General features: G+C 39.7%; 1 protein-coding gene. It reads right to left on the minus strand.

Annotated features, from left to right (window positions below):
• Positions 1-258 precede the first annotated feature (258 nt).
• Complete coding sequence (locus ACORHU_RS06715) at positions 259-11,937, minus strand: YSIRK-type signal peptide-containing protein (RefSeq protein ID WP_434364010.1); 11,679 nt, start codon at positions 11,935-11,937, stop codon at positions 259-261.
• Between the last annotated feature and the right edge of the window lie 638 nt (positions 11,938-12,575).

The following is a 12,575-nucleotide window of genomic DNA, read 5'->3' on the forward strand; positions in this document are numbered from 1 at the left end:
TACCGTATCAGATAATTCATCGTCATTTTTAATAGTAAAAAATAATCACCTAAAAAATTTAATGGTAACAAATGACTCACTCCATATCCCAATTAATAGCGTATCCAATTGAGAGCTTCTTAGTACAAAGATTAGCATCTACTTTCCAAAAACACAACAACGGCCTTGTACCTCTTAAAACGAGGAACAAAGCCGTTGTTTAATCTTTTCTATTCATTGTCTACTTAACAATGAACAGTTCATATTTTGACTAAATTTTTAGTCTTCTTTTTTCTTGCGAGCTACAAGTCCAAATCCACTCAATAGTCCAAGAAGTCCTAGAGATGCAAGAGCAGCATTTGATTCTGTTCCTGTATTTGGCAATACATTTTGAGAATCATTTGACTTAGCTCCATTATCAACAGTAGTCTTAGTATCTACCTGATCTGCATTTGGAGTAGCTGGTGCAGGTGTATCTTGACCAGAACCTCCATTAGTATCAGGTTTGACTGGCATATCAGGTGTCACTGGTGCAACTGGATTTGTATCTGTTGGTGTTGATGGTGTGACTTTACCTGGTGTTGTTACATCAGGAACTTCAACTGTTGGTTTGTCTGGTTCAGTAATCTTAGCTGTACCTGGAACTTTACCTTCTGGTAATTCACTGTTTGGTACTTTACCTTTTCCGTCTTCACCGATTATTACTGTGATTGGGTTACCATCTTTACCTGGGATTTCTACCTTAGTTCCTGGTGGGTATGTTGAGCCATCTGGTTTCTTCGGTGTTACTGTTACGTCACCTGTCTTAGGATCTTGTTCAACATCTACTGTTGGTGTCTTACGAGCTGGTGTTGTTACATCCACTGGTTGTGATGGTTTCTTGTTCGGTTCGGTTACTGTTCCTTTTCCTGGGACATTTCCTTTTGGAAGTTTGTCATTTGGTACTTCACCTGAACCGTTATCACCAATTGTTACTGTGATTGTTGTTCCATTTTCTCCTGGAATTTCTACCTTAGTTCTTGGTGGGTATGTTGAGCCATCTGGTTTCTTAGGTGTTACAATCGCATTTCCATTTGGTTGTTGAGTAATTCCAATCTCACCTGGTTTTTCAGTTGTTGGTGTTTCTGGTGTGAATTTACCTGGTGTTGTTACATTAGGAACTTCAACTGCTGGTTGACCTGGTTCTGTAATCTTACCTGTTCCTGGGACCTCTTTCTTAGGAAGTTTGTCATTCGGTACTTTACCTTTACCATCTTGACCGATTTCAACAGTGATTGGACCATTTTCACCTGGGATTTCTACCGTAGTTCCTGGTGGGTATGTTGAGCCATCTGGTTTCTTAGGTGTTACTGTAACTTCACCTGTCTTAGGATCTTGTTCAACATCTAGTGTTGGTGTCTTACGAGCTGGTGTGGTTACATCTACTGGTTGTGATGGTTTCTTGTTCGGTTCGGTTACTTTACCTGTACCTGGAACATTTGTCTTAGGAAGGTTATCATTTGGTACTTTACCTTTACCATTGTCGCCAATTGTAACTGTGATTGGTGTGCCATTTTCACCTGGAATTTCTACCGTAGTTCCTGGTGGGTATGTTGAACCGTCTGGTTTCTTAGGCGTTACAATCGCATTTCCATTTGGTTGTTGAGTAATTTCAATCTTACCTGGTTTTTCAGTTTCTGGTGTTTCTGGTGTTACCTTAGCTGGAGTTTCTACTGGAACTTCAACTGCTGGTTGACCTGGTTCAGTAATCTTAGCTGTTCCTGGAACTTTACCTTCTGGTAATTCACTGTTTGGTACTTTACCTTTACCATCTTTACCGATTTCAACAGTAATTGTGTTTCCATCTTCACCTGGGATTTCTACCTTAGTACCTGGTGGATATGTTCCTCCTCCTGGTTTCTTAGGCGTTACAATCGCATCTCCATTTGGTTGTGGAGTAATTTCAATCTCAACTGGTTTTTCAGTTTCTGGTGTTTCTGGTGTTACCTTAGCTGGTGTTGTTACATTAGGAACTTCCACAGCTGGTTTACCTGGTTCTGTAATCTTACCTGTACCTGGAACAGCTTTCTTAGGAAGTTTATCATTTGGTACTTTACCTTTACCATCTTTACCGATTTCAACAGTGATTGGACCATCTTCACCTGGGATTTCTACCGTAGTTCCTGGTGGATATGTTCCTCCTCCTGGTCTCTGCGGTGTTACTGTAACGTCACCTGTCTTAGGATCTGGTTTCAACTCTATTGTTGGTGTCTTACGAGCTGGTGTTGTTACATTCACCGGTTGTGATGGTTTCTTGTTCGGTTCTGTTACTGTTCCTGTACCTGGAACAGCTTTCTTAGGAAGTTTGTCATTTGGTACTTTACCTGAACCATCTTTACCGATTTCAACAGTAATTGTGTTTCCATCTTCACCTGGGATTTCTACCTTAGTACCTGGTGGATATGTTCCTCCTCCTGGTTTCTTAGGCGTTACAATCGCATCTCCATTTGGTTGTGGAGTAATTTCAATCTCAACTGGTTTTTCAGTTTCTGGTGTTTCTGGTGTTACCTTAGCTGGTGTTGTTACATTAGGAACTTCCACAGCTGGTTTACCTGGTTCTGTAATCTTACCTGTACCTGGAACAGCTTTCTTAGGAAGTTTATCATTTGGTACTTTACCTTTACCATCTTTACCGATTTCAACAGTGATTGGACCATCTTCACCTGGGATTTCTACCGTAGTTCCTGGTGGATATGTTCCTCCTCCTGGTCTCTGCGGTGTTACTGTAACGTCACCTGTCTTAGGATCTGGTTTCAACTCTATTGTTGGTGTCTTACGAGCTGGTGTTGTTACATTCACCGGTTGTGATGGTTTCTTGTTCGGTTCTGTTACTGTTCCTGTACCTGGAACAGCTTTCTTAGGAAGTTTGTCATTTGGTACTTTACCTGAACCATCTTTACCGATTTCAACAGTAATTGTGTTTCCATCTTCACCTGGGATTTCTACCTTAGTACCTGGTGGATATGTTCCTCCTCCTGGTTTCTTAGGCGTTACAATCGCATCTCCATTTGGTTGTGGAGTAATTTCAATCTCAACTGGTTTTTCAGTTTCTGGTGTTTCTGGTGTTACCTTAGCTGGTGTTGTTACATTAGGAACTTCCACAGCTGGTTTACCTGGTTCTGTAATCTTACCTGTACCTGGAACAGCTTTCTTAGGAAGTTTATCATTTGGTACTTTACCTTTACCATCTTTACCGATTTCAACAGTGATTGGACCATCTTCACCTGGGATTTCTACCGTAGTTCCTGGTGGATATGTTCCTCCTCCTGGTCTCTGCGGTGTTACTGTAACGTCACCTGTCTTAGGATCTGGTTTCAACTCTATTGTTGGTGTCTTACGAGCTGGTGTTGTTACATTCACCGGTTGTGATGGTTTCTTGTTCGGTTCTGTTACTGTTCCTGTACCTGGAACAGCTTTCTTAGGAAGTTTGTCATTTGGTACTTTACCTGAACCATCTTTACCGATTTCAACAGTAATTGTGTTTCCATCTTCACCTGGGATTTCTACCTTAGTACCTGGTGGATATGTTCCTCCTCCTGGTTTCTTAGGCGTTACAATCGCATCTCCATTTGGTTGTGGAGTAATTTCAATCTCAACTGGTTTTTCAGTTTCTGGTGTTTCTGGTGTTACCTTAGCTGGTGTTGTTACATTAGGAACTTCCACAGCTGGTTTACCTGGTTCTGTAATCTTACCTGTACCTGGAACAGCTTTCTTAGGAAGTTTATCATTTGGTACTTTACCTTTACCATCTTTACCGATTTCAACAGTGATTGGACCATCTTCACCTGGGATTTCTACCGTAGTTCCTGGTGGATATGTTCCTCCTCCTGGTCTCTGCGGTGTTACTGTAACGTCACCTGTCTTAGGATCTGGTTTCAACTCTATTGTTGGTGTCTTACGAGCTGGTGTTGTTACATTCACCGGTTGTGATGGTTTCTTGTTCGGTTCTGTTACTGTTCCTGTACCTGGGACAGCTTTCTTAGGAAGTTTGTCATTTGGTACTTTACCTGAACCATCTTTACCGATTTCAACAGTAATTGTGTTTCCATCTTCACCTGGGATTTCTACCTTAGTACCTGGTGGATATGTTCCTCCTCCTGGTTTCTTAGGCGTTACAATCGCATCTCCATTTGGTTGTGGAGTAATTTCAATCTCAACTGGTTTTTCAGTTTCTGGTGTTTCTGGTGTTACCTTAGCTGGTGTTGTTACATTAGGAACTTCCACAGCTGGTTTACCTGGTTCTGTAATCTTACCTGTACCTGGAACAGCTTTCTTAGGAAGTTTATCATTTGGTACTTTACCTTTACCATCTTTACCGATTTCAACAGTGATTGGACCATCTTCACCTGGGATTTCTACCGTAGTTCCTGGTGGATATGTTCCTCCTCCTGGTCTCTGCGGTGTTACTGTAACGTCACCTGTCTTAGGATCTGGTTTCAACTCTATTGTTGGTGTCTTACGAGCTGGTGTTGTTACATTCACCGGTTGTGATGGTTTCTTGTTCGGTTCTGTTACTGTTCCTGTACCTGGGACAGCTTTCTTAGGAAGTTTGTCATTTGGTACTTTACCTGAACCATCTTTACCGATTTCAACAGTAATTGTGTTTCCATCTTCACCTGGGATTTCTACCTTAGTACCTGGTGGATATGTTCCTCCTCCTGGTTTCTTAGGCGTTACAATCGCATCTCCATTTGGTTGTGGAGTAATTTCAATCTCAACTGGTTTTTCAGTTTCTGGTGTTTCTGGTGTTACCTTAGCTGGTGTTGTTACATTAGGAACTTCCACAGCTGGTTTACCTGGTTCTGTAATCTTACCTGTACCTGGAACAGCTTTCTTAGGAAGTTTATCATTTGGTACTTTACCTTTACCATCTTTACCGATTTCAACAGTGATTGGACCATCTTCACCTGGGATTTCTACCGTAGTTCCTGGTGGATATGTTCCTCCTCCTGGTCTCTGCGGTGTTACTGTAACGTCACCTGTCTTAGGATCTGGTTTCAACTCTATTGTTGGTGTCTTACGAGCTGGTGTTGTTACATTCACCGGTTGTGATGGTTTCTTGTTCGGTTCTGTTACTGTTCCTGTACCTGGGACAGCTTTCTTAGGAAGTTTGTCATTTGGTACTTTACCTGAACCATCTTTACCGATTTCAACAGTAATTGTGTTTCCATCTTCACCTGGGATTTCTACCTTAGTACCTGGTGGATATGTTCCTCCTCCTGGTTTCTTAGGCGTTACAATCGCATCTCCATTTGGTTGTGGAGTAATTTCAATCTCAACTGGTTTTTCAGTTTCTGGTGTTTCTGGTGTTACCTTAGCTGGTGTTGTTACATTAGGAACTTCCACAGCTGGTTTACCTGGTTCTGTAATCTTACCTGTACCTGGAACAGCTTTCTTAGGAAGTTTATCATTTGGTACTTTACCTTTACCATCTTTACCGATTTCAACAGTGATTGGACCATCTTCACCTGGGATTTCTACCGTAGTTCCTGGTGGATATGTTCCTCCTCCTGGTCTCTGCGGTGTTACTGTAACGTCACCTGTCTTAGGATCTGGTTTCAACTCTATTGTTGGTGTCTTACGAGCTGGTGTTGTTACATTCACTGGTTGTGATGGTTTCTTGTTCGGTTCTGTTACTGTTCCTGTACCTGGAACAGCTTTCTTAGGAAGTTTGTCATTTGGTACTTTACCTGAACCATCTTTACCGATTTCAACAGTAATTGTGTTTCCATCTTCACCTGGGATTTCTACCTTAGTACCTGGTGGATATGTTCCTCCTCCTGGTTTCTTAGGCGTTACAATCGCATCTCCATTTGGTTGTGGAGTAATTTCAATCTCAACTGGTTTTTCAGTTTCTGGTGTTTCTGGTGTTACCTTAGCTGGTGTTGTTACATTAGGAACTTCCACAGCTGGTTTACCTGGTTCTGTAATCTTACCTGTACCTGGAACAGCTTTCTTAGGAAGTTTATCATTTGGTACTTTACCTTTACCATCTTTACCGATTTCAACAGTGATTGGACCATCTTCACCTGGGATTTCTACCGTAGTTCCTGGTGGATATGTTCCTCCTCCTGGTCTCTGCGGTGTTACTGTAACGTCACCTGTCTTAGGATCTGGTTTCAACTCTATTGTTGGTGTCTTACGAGCTGGTGTTGTTACATTCACCGGTTGTGATGGTTTCTTGTTCGGTTCTGTTACTGTTCCTGTACCTGGAACAGCTTTCTTAGGAAGTTTGTCATTTGGTACTTTACCTGAACCATCTTTACCGATTTCAACAGTAATTGTGTTTCCATCTTCACCTGGGATTTCTACCTTAGTACCTGGTGGATATGTTCCTCCTCCTGGTTTCTTAGGCGTTACAATCGCATCTCCATTTGGTTGTGGAGTAATTTCAATCTCAACTGGTTTTTCAGTTTCTGGTGTTTCTGGTGTTACCTTAGCTGGTGTTGTTACATTAGGAACTTCCACAGCTGGTTTACCTGGTTCTGTAATCTTACCTGTACCTGGAACAGCTTTCTTAGGAAGTTTATCATTTGGTACTTTACCTTTACCATCTTTACCGATTTCAACAGTGATTGGACCATCTTCACCTGGGATTTCTACCGTAGTTCCTGGTGGATATGTTCCTCCTCCTGGTCTCTGCGGTGTTACTGTAACGTCACCTGTCTTAGGATCTGGTTTCAACTCTATTGTTGGTGTCTTACGAGCTGGTGTTGTTACATTCACCGGTTGTGATGGTTTCTTGTTCGGTTCTGTTACTGTTCCTGTACCTGGGACAGCTTTCTTAGGAAGTTTGTCATTTGGTACTTTACCTGAACCATCTTTACCGATTTCAACAGTAATTGTGTTTCCATCTTCACCTGGGATTTCTACCTTAGTACCTGGTGGATATGTTCCTCCTCCTGGTCTCTGCGGTGTTACTGTAACGTCACCTGTCTTAGGATCTGGTTTCAACTCTATTGTTGGTGTCTTACGAGCTGGTGTTGTTACATTCACTGGTTGTGATGGTTTCTTGTTCGGTTCTGTTACTGTTCCTGTACCTGGGACAGCTTTCTTAGGAAGTTTGTCATTTGGTACTTTACCTGAACCATCTTTACCGATTTCAACAGTAATTGTGTTTCCATCTTCACCTGGGATTTCTACCTTAGTACCTGGTGGATATGTTCCTCCTCCTGGTTTCTTAGGCGTTACAATCGCATCTCCATTTGGTTGTGGAGTAATTTCAATCTCAACTGGAGTTTGAGTTGTTGGTGTTTTAGGATCTGTTCCATTTTTGATTTCTTCCTCATCTGGAATTCCATCATTGTCATCATCTGAATCTTCTTTATCTGGAATACCGTCTCCATCTGTATCGCGTAAAATTGGAACTGGAACTTTCACAGTAACTGTCTCGCCACCTTTTGTAACTTTAACCGGAATTTCGACTGTGCGTTCTTCTTCTTTTGGTTTCCAATCATTTACCTCTGGTTTTCCTTTAAGTTTACCTTCATCATCTACTGTTAAACCATTTACTGGGCCATCTACTGTAATGCTTGAACCTGGTTTGTTAGGTGTCACAACTGTAACTGGTGTAATTTGTGCTTTTTCCGTAACTGGTGCTGGGTTTGTAACCTCAGCTGCTAAAGGTCCATTTGCTGTTCCTCTAGCTACAGGACTCTCAAGAGTAAGTACACCATCAATGTTCTTAGAAACCTTTGCAGTTACTTCTGTTTTATCTGCAATTTCAGCATCAGAAATTGTTACAACTCCTTCAGGTGATACTGATACTTTATCATCAGACTTACCATTTACAGTCCATTTGCTTCCAGATTTCGTAACTGTTACAGTTTCTGGACTTGTTTGACCTGTCGGTGTATAAGTAAGAGTAATTTTATCAATATCTTGTTGATTAGTACTATCAGGTTGTTTTGGTGGGGTAATTGTTACACTACCATTCTCTTTACCTTCTACGGTAGGTGCTGTTGGTGTTACTGCTAGAATTACTTTACGCTTGATTTCTGCTGGTGCAAATACATCTCTGGTCGTGCTAGTATCATCTGTCATATTATTAGCTTTAGTACCTGGGAAGATTGCTGTTGCAGTTCGAGTATATTTACCTGAATTGTCAAGTGTTGTTCCTCGATCTTTATTAACGCCGTTTCTGTCTTTCCATGTCCAAGTCATACCACTTGGTAAATAATTGTTACCACGATCTGCTTTATCTTCACTATCGACTACTTTCAGATAGTTATGCGCATCAATATTTTTAGAACTATTATCTTTATTTAATGTTGAAGCAACTGGTACTTTTGCGATACCATTTTTATCAACATTTTTCGTTTCAATATCAACTACGCGGTACTTGAATTTGAAATCACGGCTATCTGAAGGATTACTTCCTTCTACGTGAATAGTTGATTCATGTACTCCTAAAGTTTCAGTATCCAATACAGCTCCTGAAGATAAACGCTCTGCATATGGAGTTGCTTCAGTTTTTCCTGTTTGAGCTGTAAATGTAGATGGAGTCACTCCTTTTGGAAGTCCTCCCTTAACTTCTACTTTAGAAATCACACCAGAGTTATCCGATACTTTTAGCTCTGGGTTAAATGTAGCTCCACGATAAACTGTAAAGATTGGTTCATTAGCAGTTTCTGATAACTCTTTTCCATTTAAACTTGCTTTTGGTTTTTCATTATCGACTACATTGAAAACAACATCTCTCTCAGCAGTTTTCGGTGCAAATACTTGGGCACCATCACGCCTGCTTGGATTTTCAGGGAACACTGCTATCGCCTTATGAGTTTGTGTTCCTACTTTAGATAAAGTTACATTCGTATCTGATCCGTTAGCATTGTCCCAACGGAATTTCATTCCTCCTGGGAAGTGGACATCTGCTTGCGATTCTACAACTGGTTTACCTGACTTGTCTTGCTTACCGGCTGTATTTAGGTATTCATTTGGATCACCTGACTTGCTGTTTAATTCGACTGTCTTAGGTGTGTTTTCCACAACAACATCGACAACTTTATACTTCATCAGATAGGTAGCACTATTTACACCATCAGAAATTTTGAACTTAGCTACGTGATCTCCAAGTGTCTGTGTATCTACTACAGTACCTGTAGATAGGCTCGTAGTGTATTTTTTATCTTCCGTACTTCCATCTTTTCCAGTTTGAGGTGTATAAGTTTGAGCTTTAGATCCATTTGGTAAGTTCTCAACACTCATAGAAGTAATGTTACCTGAATTATCCCAGGCTTTAACAGTCGGATTAAATGTAGCTCCACGATAGACATAAAATTGAGCAGATTGTGGTTCATTTTCTGTTAAACGAATTCCGCCAACTTCAACGATTGGTTTTTGGTTATCACGTGGTGTTACATTGAAAGTAAAGGTTACAGGGTCAGCTTTATTACCTGCATCATCATGAGCTCCGAAAGTAATCGTATGCGGTTTACCAATGTCTTCTTTCTTAGTTCTAATAGTAATTTCAATTATTTTTTCAGTGTCAGTAATCTTTACCTTATTATTTGTTGCTTGACGAGAAAGAAGTCTATCACCATATTTGTCAGTGAAATCTTTACCTTCTATCGTAACAACTTTATTATCTCTTGCTGTTATTGTAAAGGTTACTTCTCCACCTTCTACTACTGTTTGGCTTTTTCGTGAAATTTCTAATGTAGGTTTTTGGGTATCTCGTTCAGGGGTTGGTTTTACAGGAGTACTACGTTCAGAAGTTACTGTTCCACCATTATTCACAACTGTTTCAGCTGTAATAGGCTTTTCTGGTAGAGCTCCTTTAACTGTAACTTTCGCAGTGCCTCTGTTAGTTTTTCCAGTTCCGATAAGTGTCTTACCTTCGTAAAGATTCACTGTCGAACCATCTGGCACTCCGTTTCCGACATTTACAGTAACCTCTTGCCCAGTCTTCCCTGCTTTTTCATTTACAGAGCTTTGATCAATAGTAGGTTGATTTGGAATAACCTTTAATGTAGCAGTAGCAGTATTTGAAGAATTGTCGCTGTAGGTAGCTTTTACTTGACGCTGGAATACTCCTGCTGTACCAGTACTTGGTTGTCCATTTGGCCAACTCCAAGACGTGTTGTTAGGAAAACTTGTACTTCCATCCTTACGCGCTACAAAACCAATTTCTACTGGTTTATTTAAATTTCCAAGAGGTTCATCGACTTTCTTTGTAACCTCTTTACCGATAATAGGGTATTTTGTACTTTGTTTAACAGTCGGTTCTACATTTTCATTAGGTTCTTTCCCTGACACGAAAGTATAGGATTGGTGCGTTGTCAGACCAAAACTGCTTGCAACACCTATAGTAAATGCTTGTCTAACTTCTTCATCCGTTACATCTGGTCTTAATTTTGCTTTTAGATGCATATGAACAGCAGCTGTTTTATCGTTAGTTTTCAATCCTAACCCATAACTCTTGTCTTTGTGATTCCCTTCTAATTTTACAGCCTTTTCTAAAACAGGATCATTTTGATTCGCTTTAAAGATATCCCTCATATCTTTCCAATGATCTCCTGATGCACGGACACCTGCACTGTTAAAATAGGTAAATCCATTCTGACTTCGCTCATTATCATTTAAAAAGTGGTAATTCAGTGTGCTTTCACGATGAAATTTTTCTGGATTTTGTGAGAGTGTCCCACCTTCATTTGGATTGTTTTTACGATAGATTTCAAAGTATAAATCTCTTATGGTATCTTGATTGTATGCACCACTACCAGCCAAATCTAATATTTTAGGTTGTAGCAGGAGTCTGTACGCCTGTTGGTAACTCCTTTCAGCTATGTTTTGACCGTTATTATTAAAGAATACATCGTAAACTACATATCTTTGCCCATTAATCGTCTGAATTCGAGCGGTCATATCCACTTTTTCCTCTACGAATTGTCTGTCGTTATTCCTACGATTTCCAGATCCATCACTTCCATAGAAACGTTGATAACTTAATAGATTATCTTGATCGGTCCATCTTGAAGATACCGTTGCAGCTCTTCCACCTGTCCCTTGACCCATGCTCTTGCCATTACGCGGATCATGAGAACCTGAAGTCAAACGTGTTGTAGCGTTTTTAACAGAGTTAAACATTCTCTTCACACGTTTTGTCATGTCTTCAATATCGTTCAGAGAAACTGTTGTATTTTCAAGAACACCTTGAGCCAAGCCCAATAGTTCATTGGCTTTTTCAAGAACTTCTTTGCTAGTCTCATGCTCAGGCAATTCCAAAACAGCTGCCTGCAATTGATCTACAGATACTTTCAAAGCATCTTTTTTAGCTGATACAGTTTGGTTCTCTTCGCTTGCGCTTACTTCAGGAGAAGTTTGACTTACTAGATTGTCGGCTGGCTTCTCAGTTTTATCTGCTTGTTTATCAACTTGAACCTCAGTTACTTCCTTAGCAGCTGATACGACTGTCACATCTTTAGACAAGAGTTCTACAAGTTCATCAATATCCTTTTGAGCTAGCTCAGAACTTTCTAGGGCTTCTTTTCCTTTTTGAAGTCTGTCTTTAATAGGTGATACTACTGACTCGTCAAGGTTTAATTTAGTTGAAAGAAGAGCATTTAATTCTTCAACTACTTTTCTTAACTTGGCTTTATCAACTGTAGGCGCGTTATTTACAGGAACTGCAGGCGATTGATTTTCTGGAGATTTATGTCCTTCATCTACTTTGTTTGCAGTAGATTCTGGACTCTCTTTAGGCAATTCGGCCTCACCTTTAGGGTTTACTACACCCGCATTAAGTTGTGAAGTCTTGTCAACTACACTATCCGCACTCGCAACGCGGGCACCTAAAAACATCAGCGCTGCAACAGCAACTGAAGCAGCACCGAAACTATACTTACGAATAGAAAAGCGCAAAACTTTTTCACGTTGCTGGCGCTTGATTCTATTGAGTGAATTTGATTTATTTTCCATTGTTCCTCCTTATGTTAAAATACAAAATCAAATTAAAAGCAATATTCCCTCTGGGAATAAAACAATAAAAACCACTATGATGGACATTTCACATCACAGTTTTGACAGCTAGATTATACCACTTTCAATATATTTAATCAATTAAAATGATATAAACACAAGCAATCCAAAGAAAGCGCAATCAGCAAATATATAATAATTAAAAACAACTCTGAATAACGATAAATATCCCATCCTTAATTTTAAGATATTTTTCATATATGTCCTATAAATATAACTTTATATTATTACAAAATCAAAAAAATAAATTTCTTCCTTAAAAAACAAATATATAATAGTTTTAATTAAAAATCCTATCATTGGTTCCTTGCACCTATAATTTTAAAGTATATACTTATACAACAATATTTCTTGAATAGTCTATCAACAAAAGGGGAACTTTGATTTCAAATGAGTATCGCAGATTGAAGCTAGAATAGTATAACATGACTTCTAATTCATTTTTAAAAATTAATCTAAATCCCCTCATCGATTTGTACATATTTTATTTCAACCAATGATCTCTAAGTACGAATATTGTTTTTCTAGAATACAACAACGGCCTTGTACCTCTTGAAATGAGGAACAAGGCCGTTTCT

It is taken from the genome of Streptococcus sp. KHUD_015, assembly GCF_051106265.1.
Lineage (GTDB): Bacteria > Bacillota > Bacilli > Lactobacillales > Streptococcaceae > Streptococcus.

Bases quoted from the DNA above. Each gene is read 5' to 3' on its own strand.
- ACORHU_RS06715 (WP_434364010.1), bottom strand. From the start codon at position 11,937: ATGGAAAATAAATCAAATTCACTCAATAGAATCAAGCGCCAGCAACGT.